Raw genomic sequence first — 16,028 nt, forward strand, 5'->3', positions numbered from 1 at the left:
CAACTCTTAAGCGACTTTACTATCATAACAATCCATTAAACAAATGTCAATAACTTTTTTAAAATCGTTATCAACGCTTTCTCTCTTAACGACGCTTTACTATTATAATTCACTTGTTTTTAAAAATCAATAGTTTTCTATTTTTTATTTTAGTTGCATTTGGATTTCCTACCTAAATTGGTAACAATTATATTTCAGTTGTAAAATTTATAACTCAACCCAAAATAAGAGATTTGATGAAATAGTGTTCCATAGCTTAAACGAGACTTAATTAAAGTACCATACCCTTCAGAATATATGTTGAAACAAGAAAAAAGCAAAAAGATAAATCTTTTTGCTTTAAATTAACTATTGCTCTATTCTATAAAAAATAAAAACGATTAGTCTTTAGAAGTATAAGGTATATTAGGTACACAATTTGGAACGTCAGGTACACAGTTTGGTATCTTAGGCATACAGTTTGGCACTTTAGGTAGACAATGCGGTATCTTAGGCATACAACGTGGAACATCAGGTATACATCTTGGCATCATTTTTGTCCCTCTTTTCAATATTCATTTACTTATTATATGTATAAACCTAAGGACAAGCTTGTACGCTCGTCCAATATCATAGAAATTTTTCTAACTTAATATATTGACGCAGATAGAAATAAACTTAGTATAATTCCTTAAATCGCATAATCTTCAATTAACGTAATTCATTCAAAGAAATTAGAATCATTCAGTTCAATAATTTTTATCATGTCTAAATAGGTGCAACCTCTTTTTTTCTTAATCCATAACCTTTCTAATAATAAAAATTTCTTTTCTAAAACATATTTATTACAAACAATACCTTTAACAACCTTGGCATATATTTTTTAGTTACTAGATAACTCACCCAAGAGTTTGTCCTATTTTCACATATACTAATATTAGAAATCTAACCTTTATTGGGAGTGAAATACATGTCAACACCGTTAACAGGACGAGTCATCTTTAAGGGAGATCCTGGCTATCAACAAGCAATTAAGAACTGGAACCCTTATGTTGATGTCTGTCCTCTTGTCTTTGTTTTTGCACAAAATTCTTACGATGTCAGTAATGCTATTAAATGGGCTCAGGAAAATAAAGTACCTTTACGTGTCAGAAGCGGACGCCATGCTTTAGATAAGAACCTTTCAGTAGTAAATGGCGGAATTGTTATTGATGTAAGTGACATGAATAGAGTTTGCCTTGATAAAAAAAGTGAGATTGCAACGGTTCAAACAGGAATTCACGTGGGTCCACTTGTAAAGATGCTAGCTCGAGAAGGCTTTATGGCTCCGTTTGGAGATAGCCCCACTGTTGGAATTGGAGGAATTACGATGGGAGGAGGATTTGGAGTAGTCTCACGATCAATTGGCCTTATAAGCGATAACCTTCTTGCCCTGGAAACAGTAGATGCCAAAGGCCATATTCTTCAAGCAGACCAATCTTGCAATAAGGACTTATTTTGGGCTTCTAGAGGTGGTGGCGGTGGGAACTTTGGATATAATACCGAATACACGTTTAAAGTTCACCGTGCCCCTAAAACTGCAACCGTCTTCAATATTATTTGGCCATGGGATCAATTAGAAACAGTATTTAAAACTTGGCAAGAATGGGCACCATTTGTAGACGAACGATTAGGGTGCATACTTGAGATTTACAGCAAAGTAAATGGTTTGTGTCATGCAGAAGGGATTTTCTTAGGTTCAAAAAAAGAACTGACTAAATTGTTAAAGCCTTTACTAAATGCTGGAACCCCAACACAAACAGTTATAGAAACATTGTCCTATCCAGATGCTATAGATTTCTTAGACCCTGACGAACCAATCCCTGGCAGATCCGATCAGAGTGTTAAATTTTCATCGGCTTGGGGACTTGATCTGTGGTCCGAAGAGCCTATTTCATTTATGAAAAAGTTTTTAGAAGAAGCTACTGGTACAGAAGCCAATTTCTTTTTTATAAATTGGGGTGGTGCTCTAAGCAGAGTACCAAGTAATGAAACAGCCTTCTTTTGGCGCCGTCCATTGTTTTATACAGAATGGACATCTAGTTGGGAAAATAAATCCCAAGAAGCTTCCAATCTTGCATCAGTTGAAAAAGTACGTCAGCTAATGAAACCATATGTAAAAGGGTCCTATGTTAATGTTCCAGACCAAAATATTGAAAAGTTCGGAAAAGCATATTATGGGTCAAACTTCGCAAGACTTCGAGAAATAAAGGCTAAATATGATCCTGAAAATTTATTTCATTTCCCTCAAAGCATCCCACCATCTTGTTAATTACTCAAAATTCAATCAAGCCTCAACCTATACAACTGAATATTTAATATAGAAAGAACTATTGACGGAAAAAAGCAGCAATAGTTCTTTCTATATTTAAACCCTATATAGTATAGAAATCTCTTCAATACAATGGCCTGTATATCACACATAAAAATCTTTCACCTTAAAAAATTTATCCAAATCTATGAAAAAGAGCTTTACTATTACATATAACCCCTAAACCCCCTTGGCTTTTATAACAGGCTGTTTTAGAAGTCGTAGTTTCCTTAGGAAGGAAATGTTCGTCCAATTAGATCTTTTAACAATAAAAACACCCCTTGTACATTTAAATGTACTTACTCTCGTATCACAACAGCCACTAGACCTAATATGAAAGGCTCTTTTTACCAAATATAGGCTTTTTCATATTGCAGCTTGTCTACCTATGAATACACTATTAATGAGTAAAAGTGAATTTACTCACGTCTTCTCCCTAACTTATCAGAAAAGAGGTGATCGAAATAGAAAGGAATAATTCTCATTATAATAAAAAATCTAATTGCAGCTCAAAAAACAAAAAGAAAAAAAGAGAAAAAAACTGCACCTATATTAGCATTTATATTTATAACCATGCAGAAACTGGAGGACAGATTAGTGGTAACCACAGTCAAAATGCTAATCAGGGCGGTCAGGTTGCTAAACATGGGGGACAAAATGCGAACCAAGACGGTGTAATTGTTAAAGAATGTGGAAGAAGAAATAAAAACGCTAAAGTAAAAAAAGTTCAGTTTTGAAGAGAAGTGAAGAAAAAACCATTCTAATAATATCTCGCAAAATCCCTCTAAAATATAAGGGGTATAGAAAAGGTGATTAAAATACAAACATATTATATGAAGTATAATTTTAAAAATGGTATGTATTATGTAGACAAGTCCTTCCCACAAAAAAAGAAGAAAAGAAGTGTAAGTATTAATCCCCCAGCAGAAACAGCCAGTAAGAACCCTAATTCTAAAATAGCTACTCATGCTTATAACGTAGGAATGGGATTTACAAACACTGAGATAATTTCTTCAAGGATAATTGTAATAGATGGCGGTATGAAGTTTTAGCTAGCGCGGAAATCCCATTATATGCAAGGACTTGAAAGAGATTTCATATAACAATTCCCTCTTAAAGTCCTTATTTTCAATCACAAAAAAAGATTAAATGAAAATGATTAAATAGTACAAGCCTTTGCTTAAAACTTACATATAATAAATTAAATATAGATTCATATGATCTGTATTTAATTTGGTATAGCAAGGGGGGACACCGCGTATGATTCCAGAGGTTTTGAGAATTCTTGATCCTGGCACACCGATTGCAAGTGTACTTTTAAGCGGTACTCAAATTAATAACGTTATTTTTTCAAGCTTCGATGAGGCAAGATCTTTAGCTTATTTCGCTACTTCAGCAGGAGTGATTGTTTTAGACGCTGAAGAAATCCAAGGTCTGCAAACAGCTTAATTATTTAAATTAGGACAAGCATTTAGTAGGGAAGCTTGAAAGTATGCTCCCCTACTGTCTAAATATATATTAGATACAACTTTAAGAGATATAACTATTCATTTAGAACAAAAACGAAGATTGTAGGCCTAAAGGTTCTAACACAAACTTAATTACATAATATGTAAGTTTCTATACACCTTATATTTACCAATGCCTTTCCAAAGCCCATAATAAAGAATTTGCTTTGTATAGGTAGTAAAATCACTTAAATGTTTGTCCAAAATTTGCTGAAGAATATCTTGATTAATGGCTTGATAATCGTGAACAGCAATATTTTTGAAACCTACCATAGCTTTCATTCTATAAACAATCTCGCTTGTAATAATAAATTGAGACTCCTACATGTCAAAAGCTTCTCTGCTCGTTTTTGGAAGACCCAAACGTTCTTCAGCTACAATGTGCATCGCTAAATCAATAAAAGCTTGGCAAGCGCGTTGTATATTTAAAATAATAGAGTCCTGTTTCGTATAATCCAGTAAGTTTTGGGAATTTTGCTGGTATACGTGTAGGACATATTGCATGTTTCAATCACATTTATTTTATTTAAAATGATATCATTTTAAATAAATACTCCCAGTCTCATCTACTTTCTGCAGTACACCTTTAAAGCCTTCATTTGCTCATTCATACGCAGCGTGTCATCATCTGAATAAATAACAGTGCCTGTCGTATAATTTTGGCTAATGGCTTTTCTTATACACAAGATGACGTAGAACAACCTGTAAATCAGGGCATTAAAGAAGGCAAAATTGCAGATTTAGAACACGTTTCTGGACCTTTAGATGACGATGATCTCGAAGAATTTAGCGATTTTTAAAGACTAAGCCACTAGATATACTAGTGGCTTTCTTTCTAATTACAAATTTGGTGCTTTAAAGCGAGACATAACACTCATTATCTAAAGATAAATTAGTAATATGACAGATAGGATAACTTTTCACTTTTAATAACTCTCTTAAAATACACAATTATTTGTTTAAATAAAGACTCTGTCCAAACCCTTTTAATAAATCGTGAATACTCTATAAAGAGTGCGATTTCCGGGAGGGAACAAATGCTTCATTTATTAGCTACTACTTTATCAGTTTCTGTTGTTATCCTGTTGTTTTATGCAGTGAAATATATTATTAAGATTTTAAAACAACAATTAGTCAAAAACCTAAAAACCATTCCAATAAAAAAGGCATCACCACTATTTAAGCGCCGTATCAACGCTAGTACTAAGGAATTTACAGCTGATGATTTTCAGAACTCAAGCCAAATCATTATAAAGTTCAAAAAGAATGTGTGCTTTGAAAACCAAGTAAATATTCATCGTAAGAATAAATGTACACTGATATATCACAACAAAGATCTTGATTTCCAGGTCTTACATTCTAAAAAAAAGATTAATGACTTAATTAAACGCTATAGTGAATTAACTGAAGTAGAATACGCAGAACCAGATTATACATTTAAAGCTTCATATACCCCGAATGACCCCTTTTTTCCTTATCAATATGGTCCTCAGAAGGTACAAGCCCCAGATGCTTGGGATGTTACTACTAGTAATGGAAATATAAAAATTGCTATTGTAGACACGGGAATTCAGTTAAATCACCCTGAACTATCTATTAAGCTTTGGCCTGGCTATAATTTTGTAGATGGAAATCTAGTTCCTAACGATGGTAATGGACACGGAACTCACGTAGCAGGCATAGCTGCAGCCCTTACAGAGAATGGTTTAGGCATTGCAGGAATGGCTCCGTCAGCATCAATAATACCCGTTCGTGCTCTTGACAACAGTGGAAATGGTCTATTGAGTAATATTGCAAATGCAATTACCTATTCAACAAATGCAGGAGCAAAAGTTATTAATTTGAGCCTAGGTTCAACTCAAAGTTCAATCACTTTAGAGAATGCCGTGAATTACGCTTGGAGCCAAGGAGTAGTAGTTATAGCTGCAGCCGGAAACGAAGCTTCTAGTACCCCAACATACCCAGCTGCTTATCAAAATGTAATCGCTGTGGCCTCTACAGATAGCAATGATCAAAAATCTGATTTTTCCAATTTTGGCACTTGGGTAGATGTTGCTGCTCCAGGTTCAACAATTTTGTCTACTTATATAGGTAGCTATTACGCATATCTAAGCGGTACTTCTATGGCTGCCCCTCATGTTTCAGGACTTGCAGCCTTGCTAGCAGCTCAGGGAAAAACCAATCTCCAAATTAGAAATACTATTCAATCCACGTGCGATGTAGTACCAGGTACAGGATTATACTGGACTTATGGAAGAATTAATGCAAATCGAGCAGTTCGCTAGCATTAAACTTTAAAAAATCCATCTATTGCGGGTGTTAACAATTTTATTTAACACAGGTCTATAAAGGGTATAAAAAGCGCTGAACCCCCGATTATCAGTGCTTTTTATATTATAAGAGCAACTTACTGAATAACCATGTACATGTATGTCTTCTAAGTAAATCTACCAATCAAATATGTGTATATAAAAATTTAAATAATAGGAGAATTAATGTGAATTTACAGGATGTTAAAGGGCAATATGATTTAATCATTAGCTTAGGTAGTGCTTGTAATCCTGCACTACAACTGAATCGATTAAATTTGAGAAGTTTTACCTCAAGTCCACTTGACTGGAGCTATTCTCCGTATCTTTCAGATGTAAATAGACTACTTCAGAATAAGTTTAATGGATTTATGCAGATTGAGAATATGAGTTTAGTAGATGACAGCGGAGATTATGTATATTTTAATGATAAAATGCTTAGATTTCCTCATCAAAATCTATATAAATCAACTAAATCTTATATTATACAGGACACTTATTACAATATCTTCTCAGCTCATGATTTTGCTATAGTGCCTAATAAAGATTGGACCGATATGTATCCAAAATTCAAAAAAAACCTTGATTACAGAGTTAACAGGTTTATGAAAAAGATGATGAGCAGTAAATCAATTTTGTTTATAAGGTGGGGAGCTAAATATGAGGAAGCAACTGAATTACAAAAAATCTTATCCTCTCTTACAAAAGCGCAGATTAGAATACTTATCCTTAATCCCGTAGACGGTATACAGACTCCTACCGAAGTTGACTGGGAAATTAATAATGTATGTATGGTCAATGTACCACACGATCCAAATAATGTTTCGACTTGGGACTATGTTCTAGATGAAATATTACTACGTCACTAGATGGGCACCACATGGAAATCTCTCCCATTAAGTCCCAGTGTCTTTTTAACTAAGACTTTCTTATAAATATATAGTTACTTTGTCCAATCAAATGTACAAGGTTTAGCATTTACTATAATAGAATTGCTAAATAAAAAGGGATGATTATATTGAATTTACAGGATATTAAAGGATCTTATGACTTAATGCTAGGGCTAGGTAGTTGGTGTGGTCCCTCCCTTAATTTAAGAAGACACAATTGGAGAAGGTTTTCATTCCCTCTAGACTGGATGATATCTAATTCAATTGCTGATGTCAGTAGGTTGTTAAAAAACAGATTTAGTGGATTTATGGACCTTGAAAACCTGCAGCGAACTGATGGATATGCTCATTTTCTTGATGACGGAGTCGCAATTTTCCCTGAAGAAGGTGGAACAGAACCGGTTAATGCTCACTTTATTCACGATATGCATTATAATATTATTTCTGTTCATGATTTTCCTATTATTCCAAATGTAGACTGGACTGTAATGTATCCTTCTTATAAAGAGAAGCTTAATCAACGTATCACGAGATTTTTCGAAAAAATTGAGAATAGCCCTTCTGTTTTATTTATTAGATGGGGAGCAGCTACTCCAGAAGAAGCGATAGAATTAAAAACCACATTATCGGAATTAGTAAACGGTCCATTTAATATACTACTACTTCAACCTTTAGACGGATTAAAAGGCGTAATAGATATGAACTGGACAATTGATGGAATTTGTTCAGTTCAAGTACCTCTAGACAATCCAAATGATGAAGCTGTTTGGGACTATGTGCTAAATGGATTAAGTCTAACTAATTTTTGGGCGTAATTCCCCCAACTATTTTCATACAATATTACGTAATAAAAATAAGAAAAGACCTTGTTTCTTTTTAAAAAGGAAACAAGGTTTTTTCTTATTTTTAAAACCCTGTATTTACTCTTTAACTATTCACATTTGACAGCTTAAAATATAAAATTTTATCCCCTAGGAGAGAACTTATAAAGAAAGATTTAGACATCAAACCACAAGCAAGCAGCCTTTATTCTTATTGATTTACAGAGAAGAGCTTATTATTTTAGACTTATCACTTTTTATTGGGAAGATTAATAGATTAGCCTATAGCAAGAAAGAAGGAAAAGCATATTTTAATAAATAAGGGGCCGAATGCGCATTAGGAGAGGGTAATTATGCTTATAAATAAGGTGAATAGGGTGTGTAAAAAATGAAAGTTATGACTATTTTGGGTACAAGGCCCGAAATTATACGTTTAAGCCTCATTATTAAAAAGTTAGATAGCTATGCTTCACAGCACATTTTAGTGCATACAGGCCAAAATTTTACTCCTTCATTAAGTGAAGTATTTTTTCAAGAGTTGAATGTACGCAAACCAGACTATATATTGGCTAACCAGCAGCTGTCATTAGGTGAACAGTTATCCAAGATGTATAAAGAGCTAGAACAGCTATTTTTAAAAGAAAAGCCGGACAAAGTTTTAATATTAGGCGACACTAATAGCGGTTTAAGCGCGATTCTAGCAGAGAGAATGGGTATACCAGTTATTCATATGGAGGCCGGAAACCGTTGTTTTGACTTAGAGGTGCCAGAAGAAAAGAATCGTCGAATTATTGATGCAATATCGAGCTTTAACCTCCCCTATACTCCTCAAAGTAAAGAAAATTTAATTAAAGAAGGTATTCCCTCAAATCGTATTATTACTTCTGGAAATCCAATTAACGAGGTTTTAAAACATTATGAATCTTCCATTGAAAACAGCAACATTCTTAATGAACTATCCTTAAAAAAAAGTGACTATTTTCTAGTCACAGCCCATCGTGCGGAAAATGTAGATCATGAAGATCGACTGTTGGAAATCATGAAAGGTATTAATATGGTAGCTGAATTTTACCAAAAGAGAATAATATGCAGTATTCATCCTCGTACTAAATCCCGGATAGAAAATATTCCACTGCTAGAAGTCCATCCATTAGTAGAATTCCATGAACCTTTTGGTTTTTTTGATTTTGTAAATCTAGAAAAGAATGCTTTTTGTGTCTTAACAGACAGCGGAACAGTTCAGGAAGAATGCTGTTTGTTTCATATTCCTACGGTAACTATTCGCAAAACAACTGAAAGACCAGAAACCATTCAGTGTGGAAGTAACATGCTGTCAGGAATAGATGCTAACCAAATCGTAACCTGTGTTCATGTAATGGTGAACCAATTTAAAAATTGGTCGTACCCTGAAGGATATGGTCATGTAGATGTTTCAGACAAAGTAATTAAAGTGGTACTAGGAGGAATGAAAGGTGTTTAATAATAAGACAATTTTAGTAACAGGTGGCACAGGTTCTTGGGGGTATGAACTTGTTAAACAATTACTAACACATAACCCTAAAGAAATACGTGTTTTTTCAAGGAATGAATCAAATCAATTTACTATGAAGCAAGAATTTGATAATCATCCTAAGTTAAATTTTATTATTGGAGACATTAAGGAAAGAGAAGCACTAATTGAAGCGTGTCAGGGCGTCAATTATATCTTTCACTTAGCTGCTTTAAAACATGTTCCTGTATGTGAAGATCAACCAATCGAAGCCTTAAAAACCAACGTACATGGTACTCAAAATGTAATAGACGCAGCAATAAGCTGTGATGTAGATAGAGTAGTTTATATTTCCACTGATAAAGCATCAAATCCAGCTAATTTTTACGGTTTATCAAAAGCAATGGGGGAAAGATTAATCATTCACGCTAACACATTAAATACTAAAACTAAATTTGTTTGTATACGTGGAGGAAACGTTCTAGGAACTAACGGAAGCGTTATTCATGTATTCAAGAAACAAATTCAAGAAAAAGGGAAAATCGGTATTACTGACCCTGGGATGACTCGTTTCTTTTTAACATTAGAGGATGCGATAAAGCTGGTTTTTAAAGCCACATTTGAAAGTCTAGGTGGGGAAATATTCGTCATGAAAATGCCTACTTGTCGAATTATTGACTTAGCAAATGTACTAATAGAAGCTTCTGGAAAAGACAAGATTGAAATTGAAATATTAGGTATAAGACCTGGAGAAAAAATTCACGAGCTTCTGTTATCCGAATATGAAAGCGCAACAACTGTTACTTATGATGATGAGTATTATGTGATTCTACCTCCAATTTATATTAAAGGCTTAAAAGAATATTATTCAAACTATGCTCAAGTAAACTTAGAAAAATATGATTCAAGTAAACAAGTGATTAGTAAAGAGGAAATTAGAGAGATGTTGCTGAAAGGCGGGTTTATCTAAATGAAAGTACTAATTCTTGGTGGAAAAGGAATGGCAGGGCATGTAATTACTAAATATTTTATACAGCATACAAATCATGATGTTTTCTGTACATCAAGAGACCCAAAAGATAAAGATGCTATTTACTTGGATGTAACTGACTTTAAGCATGTTGAAGAGACTATAGAATCTATTAAGCCCCATGTCCTCATTAATTGTATCGGAATTTTAAATGAACACGCTAGTCATAATCCGATGCGTGCTTTTCAGGTAAACAGCCTACTCCCACATCAGTTGGCCAAATTTGTTGAACGTCATCAAGGAAAATTAATTCATATCAGTACAGATTGTGTTTTTTCAGGGGCAAGAGGAGATTATACAGAACATGATGTTCCGGATGGTACCTCTGTATATGCTCAATCTAAACAGCTTGGTGAAATTATTGACGAAAAACATTTAACAATCCGCACCTCTATAATAGGACCTGAGTTAAAGGAGAATGGCATTGGCTTATTTCTGTGGTTTATGAAACAAAAGGGTACCATTAAGGGTTATAAAAAAGCATTATGGAATGGAGTAACAACATTAGAATTAGCTAAATCGATTGACTTCTTCTTAGAAAATAATACTTCCGGACTCTATCATTTGCACTCACCGAAAAAAATATCAAAGTTTGCATTACTAGAATTAATTAAAGATATCTTTAAAAAAGATGATGTCAAAATTATTCCTAATCAGGATGTAATATTGGATCGTACTATTATTAGTACTCGGACAGATCTTTGTTATCCAACTCCTAGTTACCAACAGATGTTAATGGAGCTGAAAGAGTGGATGTCAAAATAAATAGCACTAACTATGAGTAAAAGAAAAACATGATAAAATGAGAAGCACTAAAAATGATTTCTCCTTTATTGTATTATGGTAAACAGATAATAAAATTCATTGTATACTTCTACAAGAATAGACAGCTAGACTATTTCTATAAAAATAGCTTAGCTGTCTATTCTTATTCTAATTTATAGTAAAATGAAAATAAAGTTACATTAGAGATTATTCAATGTGCTCAGGTATCACGTATACAGTAAGACCGTAGCGTTCTTTTATTTCCTTTGCAACTTGTTCTGCTATAATCTTATCAATAAATGCTCCTGTTATAATTCGATAACGTTGCTTTCCAGTTATATCGTATCCTTGTTTCAACTCTATTTGTTTATTATCCATATCCTTTCCCCCCTTATCCGGTTAACAAATTAGTTTTTTTAACATTGACTTTTATATAGGCACCTCGAAAAGCACCTTAACCTTCGCAAGGAAAAGTTTTTTGCACTGTATCCATTTCAATTAATACAACTTGTCCATTAGTATTGTATAGAGATTATATGTATAGAAAATATTAAATAAGCTTCAAGAGGCAAGTGAGTACATACACCAAGTAAGTATGGTGGAGGTTTTCTTCCCATTCAAATCTCCTAAAGATGTCATTTGAAAAACATAACCTTTTATAAATACATTAAAGGGAAAGCTAACGTACTTATAAAAGGGAAACACCATCAAGTATCCTTTTCCAATAATGATTATTTGCGTTCCATTTATCTTGATTGGGTAATTCAATAGCACAAACTTTATTTAGCGACCATTCTTTTTCAACTAAATCATTCACATCCGTATGATTAATAATTAGAATGCTAAAGTCACTTTCAATCATAGTAGATAAAATGCTCTCAAGCTCTGCAGCTTCTTCACGATTAGCTTCCGTTCTAATAAACAGAATACGCTGGCCAGTAGATAAATTCTCTAAAAACCGGTGAATTCTTCTATCGTACTTCTCTTTAACCTCCCCGTATCCTCCTAAGTGAGAAAGTGTATTTTTATCAGTCTTAAAATCGTGGTTAAACCCTATATTATAAATTTCATCCCACACTAATAAATCCCAATCAGATACGTACTGGATTATCCTTAAATTATCCGGGTTTAAAAAGTCAGCAAACTGATCTTTCAAAAGCATGTTTACCTTTTTCAAATCCGGTGAGGATACCCAATCTAAAATCCCCGCAAATTTTCTTAAGTTATTGTCTCTCAGTTGAAGAGATGTCAAACATAAATCGCCTAAACTAAAAATGGCGCTATATGCCCCTTTTAAATCTTCTAGTTTCATATGGGTTGCTCCTTAAAGGGTCTTATTGTACAAGGCTATACAATATTAAATGCAGGCCTATCCTAAAATGTTAGGGCTAATGAGCATATAGTTAATAAAATAGACAACTAGTTAAGAAATGTAGAAAAGCTTAAATACTAAGCTTTTTTTCTAGAGAAAGTATATGTTTCCTTTAACCCCTCTAAAACAGATACTCTTGAAGACCATTCTAATAGCTTTTGTGCTTTCTCACTGTCGAGACAACTATGTTTGATATCTCCAGGTCTTCCTTCTGTATAAACAACTTCAATATTAGAACCATGAATATACTCAAGGTTTTTTAATAAATCGTTCACTGAAGTTTTCTTTGTAGTACTGGCGTGAACAACCTCTTGGTTCCCTTTTTTAATTGCTGCAATATTAGCTTGAACAATATCTTTTACATATATAAAATCACGTGTCTGTTCCCCATCACCATGAATATTAAATGAAAGCCCTTTGCTCAACCTTTCTAAAAAAACTGCTACTACTCCGCCTTCTCCTTTTGGCGTTTGCCGTGGCCCATATACATTTCCGTATCGAAGAATTGTATATGGTAAATTATACAAATAATGAAATAGACGTATATACGATTCAGCAGCTAGTTTCGACAGACCGTAATAAGAAGCTGGCACAGTTGCATCTTGTTCAGTAATTAAGTCCTTTTGTAGATTTCCATATACAGCTGAAGTAGAGGCAAATATAAACTTACCTACCGAAGCATCTCTACAGGCTTCCAGCAAATTTATAGTTCCTTTTATGTTCACATCTGCGTCATATTGAGGCGATTGGATAGATCGTGAAACATCTGCCTGAGCAGCTAAGTGAAAGACTACGTCAGGCTTTTCATCTAGAATGATTTGTTTGGCTTGATCACTACATATATCTTCTATATGAAAAGTAGCAAGAGGGTGTATATTATCATACTTTCCAGAAATTAAGTTATCAATTATGTGGACATTAAAGCCTTGTCTAATGAGCTCTTCTACAAGATGGGAACCAATAAATCCCGCCCCACCAGTTACTACAGCCTTCATATACTATTCTCTCCTCTTTAAAGTTTTAATAGTATATGTCACCTATAGGGCTCCTGTATAAGCTACCTACCCAATCATTTCCAAAAAAGACATTTAGCTTCCTTTTCGATATATTTACATTTCACTCTTATGTGAAAGCACCTCTTTATAAACATCTAGAACTTTTTGAACTGCATCTTTCTGATCCCAATGTTTTAAAGCCCATTCTTGTGCATTGGCTCCTAACATGCCTCTATATGCTGGATCTATTAGCAAATTATAAAGATTTTCACATAACGATGTGGCATCACCTGCCGGGAAAATTAATCCTGTAGATCCATGCTGAACCATTTCGGGTAATCCCCCTGCGTCACTTACTATTACTGGTTTTTTAGCAATCTGAGCTTCAATAACTGATAAAGGTTGATTCTCTATAAGACTTGGCAAAACAAAAATGTTAGCAAGAGAGAGTAAAGAAGGCACATCGTTTCTATTACCTAAAAATAAAACCCTCTTACCTAAACCGAGCGCTCTACTCTGAGCCTTCAACTCAGCTTTTTGATCTCCATCTCCAACGATCCAGCAGACCCAGCCTTTCTTAATTTTTTTGAGTTCACTGAGAGCCTTTAATAGATGATGAATACCTTTAATTTCAGCTAATCTCCCTGTATAAATAATTACTTGTTGACCAACTGGTGGATGAACCTTAGATGGTGTTTGCATTCGCTTTAAAAAAGAATCTATATCATATCCGTAATGAAACACTTTAAGTTGATGCTCATTAACCCTAAATTCCTGAATTAAAATTTCCTTTAACCAATGATTTGCAACTATAGTACAATCAGCAGCCATAGCACCTGTATGTTCAAGTTCATTAAAATATTTAGTAGCTATATCAGCTGTAGGAGCCTTCAAAATGTCTTTGATGTAGCGATTTAACTCGTGAGCAACACAACCATGTATAGTTGCTACCACCGGCGTTTTTACACTCTTTAAGGAACGAATACACGCAGTTGCTACAACGTCTTGTGTGTGAATTAAATCATATTGGTTGATATTTAACCGAGAAACACCTCTTGTATAACCAATACGTTCTTTTTCATAAAATTTCACTACTGGATCTTTATATAGAATAGGAGTATTTTTCTCATGTTGTTCCAATTCTTCTACTAATGATAGTTCATCTTTAATTACCTCTATATTTTTATTAACAATATGAACTGATTTATTTCCAAGTCCATGTCCAAGTAAATCTACTTCATGACCTAACCCTTCAAGTTCTTGCTTTAATTGCTGCATATAATTCCAAACTCCACCTACATGGGGAACTTCCCAAAATGTAGCAAGCAGTATTTTCATTATGTTCTCTCCTCTTCCCATAGCATTCACGTTCTAAAAGTCTCTCTATATAGGTATTCATGGAATTTGGTAATGCTATAGACCTCTGCCTGTATTTTTACCCTATGTTTTAGGATCGTGTCTTGTTGAGCATTAGATGAAATATTTAGCTTTTTAAGCATACATCTATAATAAGTTTTATTTATTAGATTATTATTCAGAGTGGGGTGTCGTTAGTGGATAAGAAACCTACGTTACTAATTACCGGTGCTAGTGGATTTACTGGACTTCACGCATGTGATTATTTTTCAAGATTAGAGTTTGACGTGGTAGCTATCACAAACATGAATTCATTTTCTAATAAGCAAATTAAATGCAGAACATGCAATCTATCTAATAATGAGTCAGTAAAGGAGTTAATTTCAATAACCAAGCCGGACTACCTCCTTCATTTGGCAGGTCAAAACGCTGTGGGATTATCCTGGGATAATCCCATTCAATCTCTAGAAGTAAATGCAATGGCTACAGCATACTTACTCGATGCTCTTAGAAAAGAGATGCCTTCTTGTAAAGCTGTTATTGTAGGTTCTGCTCTTCAGTTTGATCCAACGGTTCCAGCCACGTTTAATCACCCCTATGGTCTGAGTAAGACCATTCAAACCCTCATTTCGCAATTTTGGTCAAATCAATACAATATGAATGTTGTTGTCGCTCAACCATCAAATCTTATAGGTCCTGGCTTCTCTAAAGGAGTTTGTTCCATTTTCGCTAAAAAAATTATAGCTATGGAGGAAGAAGAGGGGGAAAAGTATCTGAGGGTGAGTAACTTAAATAATCGTTTTGACTTCTTAGACGTACGAGATGCTGTTAGAGCTTATGATTTTCTGCTCAGAAAAGGAGAAAATGGACGTTCATACAATGTCTCTTCTGGAAAAAGTAATTCTTTACAAGATATTATAAATATTTTCAAAAAGATAACTCCTATTAAATTTGAAGTGAAAGTGGATGATAAAAGTCCTTTAAATAATTTTGTTACTTCAAACCCTACAGCACTAACTGAATTGGGTTGGCAACCAACTACGACATTAGAATCTTCTATCCGGGACATTATTGACTTTTATCGTTAGAGATTCTTTCTGTCATTATAATTACCTATTCACCTTTATGGAAAATCAGAGTTTAGGTGCGTAGAAATAGCAATTC

15 protein-coding genes and 1 pseudogene are annotated in these 16,028 nt (G+C 34.0%); 11 read left to right on the forward strand and 5 right to left on the reverse strand.

The features are described from left to right. The first annotated feature begins 949 nt into the window (after positions 1 to 949). The 4 genes from MKX72_RS27815 to MKX72_RS27830 all read left to right on the forward strand — a co-directional run bounded on the left by MKX72_RS27815 (position 950) and on the right by MKX72_RS27830 (position 3,778). The gene (locus MKX72_RS27815) at positions 950 to 2,290 is read left to right on the forward strand and encodes an FAD-binding oxidoreductase (protein ID WP_048022250.1); all 1,341 of its coding nucleotides are present in this window, start codon (positions 950 to 952) and stop codon (positions 2,288 to 2,290) included. Positions 2,291 to 2,784: 494 nt separating this feature from the next. After that, positions 2,785 to 3,066, forward strand: a complete 282-nt coding sequence (locus MKX72_RS27820; protein WP_048022247.1) for a hypothetical protein — start codon at positions 2,785 to 2,787, stop codon at positions 3,064 to 3,066. Positions 3,067 to 3,138: 72 nt separating this feature from the next. Then, positions 3,139 to 3,381 (forward strand): hypothetical protein, encoded by a 243-nt coding sequence (locus tag MKX72_RS27825; RefSeq protein WP_014462142.1) that lies wholly within the window; start codon positions 3,139 to 3,141, stop codon positions 3,379 to 3,381. 208 nt (positions 3,382 to 3,589) lie between these two features. After that, entirely contained in the window at positions 3,590 to 3,778 is a 189-nt protein-coding gene (locus MKX72_RS27830; RefSeq protein WP_014462141.1) for a hypothetical protein, read from the forward strand. 152 nt (positions 3,779 to 3,930) lie between these two features. Here the strand turns inward: MKX72_RS27830 and hepT are convergent. Next, positions 3,931 to 4,334, reverse strand: a pseudogene (gene hepT, locus MKX72_RS27835) (type VII toxin-antitoxin system HepT family RNase toxin). 540 nt (positions 4,335 to 4,874) lie between these two features. On the opposite strand from hepT, the gene MKX72_RS27840 reads away from it, so the two are divergent. The 6 genes from MKX72_RS27840 to MKX72_RS27865 all read left to right on the forward strand — a co-directional run bounded on the left by MKX72_RS27840 (position 4,875) and on the right by MKX72_RS27865 (position 11,141). Further along, positions 4,875 to 6,122 carry a S8 family peptidase gene (locus MKX72_RS27840; protein ID WP_154974723.1) on the forward strand — a complete coding sequence of 416 codons (1,248 nt, stop codon included), beginning with the start codon at positions 4,875 to 4,877 and terminating at the stop codon, positions 6,120 to 6,122. Between the two features lie 212 nt (positions 6,123 to 6,334). Further along, a complete protein-coding gene (locus MKX72_RS27845; RefSeq protein WP_154974726.1) occupies positions 6,335 to 7,015 on the forward strand; it encodes a DUF1796 family putative cysteine peptidase in 681 nt (226 codons plus the stop codon). 185 nt (positions 7,016 to 7,200) lie between these two features. Continuing rightward, positions 7,201 to 7,851 (forward strand): DUF1796 family putative cysteine peptidase, encoded by a 651-nt coding sequence (locus MKX72_RS27850; RefSeq protein ID WP_308124282.1) that lies wholly within the window; start codon positions 7,201 to 7,203, stop codon positions 7,849 to 7,851. Positions 7,852 to 8,245: 394 nt separating this feature from the next. Beyond that, the gene (wecB, locus tag MKX72_RS27855; RefSeq protein WP_154974733.1) at positions 8,246 to 9,337 is read left to right on the forward strand and encodes a non-hydrolyzing UDP-N-acetylglucosamine 2-epimerase; all 1,092 of its coding nucleotides are present in this window, start codon (positions 8,246 to 8,248) and stop codon (positions 9,335 to 9,337) included. After that, a complete protein-coding gene (locus tag MKX72_RS27860; RefSeq protein ID WP_048022242.1) occupies positions 9,330 to 10,316 on the forward strand; it encodes a polysaccharide biosynthesis protein in 987 nt (328 codons plus the stop codon). The genes wecB and MKX72_RS27860 overlap by 8 nt, the downstream gene beginning before the upstream one ends. Beyond that, positions 10,317 to 11,141, forward strand: a complete 825-nt coding sequence (locus MKX72_RS27865) for a dTDP-4-dehydrorhamnose reductase family protein (protein ID WP_048022240.1) — start codon at positions 10,317 to 10,319, stop codon at positions 11,139 to 11,141. A gap of 207 nt (positions 11,142 to 11,348) precedes the next feature. Here MKX72_RS27865 and MKX72_RS27870 read toward each other — a convergent pair whose 3' ends face one another. The 4 genes from MKX72_RS27870 to MKX72_RS27885 all read right to left on the reverse strand — a co-directional run bounded on the left by MKX72_RS27870 (position 11,349) and on the right by MKX72_RS27885 (position 14,846). After that, positions 11,349 to 11,519 carry an SPOR domain-containing protein gene (locus tag MKX72_RS27870; RefSeq protein WP_165574265.1) on the reverse strand — a complete coding sequence of 57 codons (171 nt, stop codon included), beginning with the start codon at positions 11,517 to 11,519 and terminating at the stop codon, positions 11,349 to 11,351. A 310-nt stretch (positions 11,520 to 11,829) separates the two neighbouring features. Beyond that, entirely contained in the window at positions 11,830 to 12,453 is a 624-nt protein-coding gene (locus MKX72_RS27875) for a DUF1796 family putative cysteine peptidase (protein ID WP_048022238.1), read from the reverse strand. Positions 12,454 to 12,590: 137 nt separating this feature from the next. Beyond that, complete coding sequence (locus MKX72_RS27880; RefSeq protein ID WP_154974735.1) at positions 12,591 to 13,508, reverse strand: NAD-dependent epimerase/dehydratase family protein; 918 nt, start codon at positions 13,506 to 13,508, stop codon at positions 12,591 to 12,593. Positions 13,509 to 13,622: 114 nt separating this feature from the next. Continuing rightward, the gene (locus tag MKX72_RS27885; RefSeq protein WP_048022234.1) at positions 13,623 to 14,846 is read right to left on the reverse strand and encodes a glycosyltransferase family 4 protein; all 1,224 of its coding nucleotides are present in this window, start codon (positions 14,844 to 14,846) and stop codon (positions 13,623 to 13,625) included. A 215-nt stretch (positions 14,847 to 15,061) separates the two neighbouring features. Between MKX72_RS27885 and MKX72_RS27890 the strand changes: the two genes are divergently transcribed. Then, the gene (locus MKX72_RS27890; RefSeq protein ID WP_154974739.1) at positions 15,062 to 15,952 is read left to right on the forward strand and encodes an NAD-dependent epimerase/dehydratase family protein; all 891 of its coding nucleotides are present in this window, start codon (positions 15,062 to 15,064) and stop codon (positions 15,950 to 15,952) included. The last annotated feature ends 76 nt before the right edge of the window (positions 15,953 to 16,028 follow it).

It is taken from the genome of Priestia sp. FSL R5-0597 (assembly GCF_038006305.1).
GTDB lineage: Bacteria > Bacillota > Bacilli > Bacillales > Bacillaceae_H > Priestia > Priestia zanthoxyli.

What these genes read in the sequence shown, in the direction of transcription:
- MKX72_RS27815 (WP_048022250.1), top strand. Translation starts at nt 950, where the DNA reads ATGTCAACACCGTTAACAGGACGAGTCATCTTTAAGGGAGATCCTGGC.
- MKX72_RS27830 (WP_014462141.1), top strand. Translation starts at nt 3,590, where the DNA reads ATGATTCCAGAGGTTTTGAGAATTCTTGATCCTGGCACACCGATTGCA.
- MKX72_RS27840 (WP_154974723.1), top strand. Translation starts at nt 4,875, where the DNA reads ATGCTTCATTTATTAGCTACTACTTTATCAGTTTCTGTTGTTATCCTG.
- MKX72_RS27850 (WP_308124282.1), top strand. Translation starts at nt 7,201, where the DNA reads ATGCTAGGGCTAGGTAGTTGGTGTGGTCCCTCCCTTAATTTAAGAAGA.
- wecB (WP_154974733.1), top strand. Translation starts at nt 8,246, where the DNA reads ATGAAAGTTATGACTATTTTGGGTACAAGGCCCGAAATTATACGTTTA.
- MKX72_RS27865 (WP_048022240.1), top strand. Translation starts at nt 10,317, where the DNA reads ATGAAAGTACTAATTCTTGGTGGAAAAGGAATGGCAGGGCATGTAATT.
- MKX72_RS27870 (WP_165574265.1), bottom strand. Translation starts at nt 11,519, where the DNA reads ATGGATAATAAACAAATAGAGTTGAAACAAGGATACGATATAACTGGA.
- MKX72_RS27875 (WP_048022238.1), bottom strand. Translation starts at nt 12,453, where the DNA reads ATGAAACTAGAAGATTTAAAAGGGGCATATAGCGCCATTTTTAGTTTA.
- MKX72_RS27880 (WP_154974735.1), bottom strand. Translation starts at nt 13,508, where the DNA reads ATGAAGGCTGTAGTAACTGGTGGGGCGGGATTTATTGGTTCCCATCTT.
- MKX72_RS27885 (WP_048022234.1), bottom strand. Translation starts at nt 14,846, where the DNA reads ATGAAAATACTGCTTGCTACATTTTGGGAAGTTCCCCATGTAGGTGGA.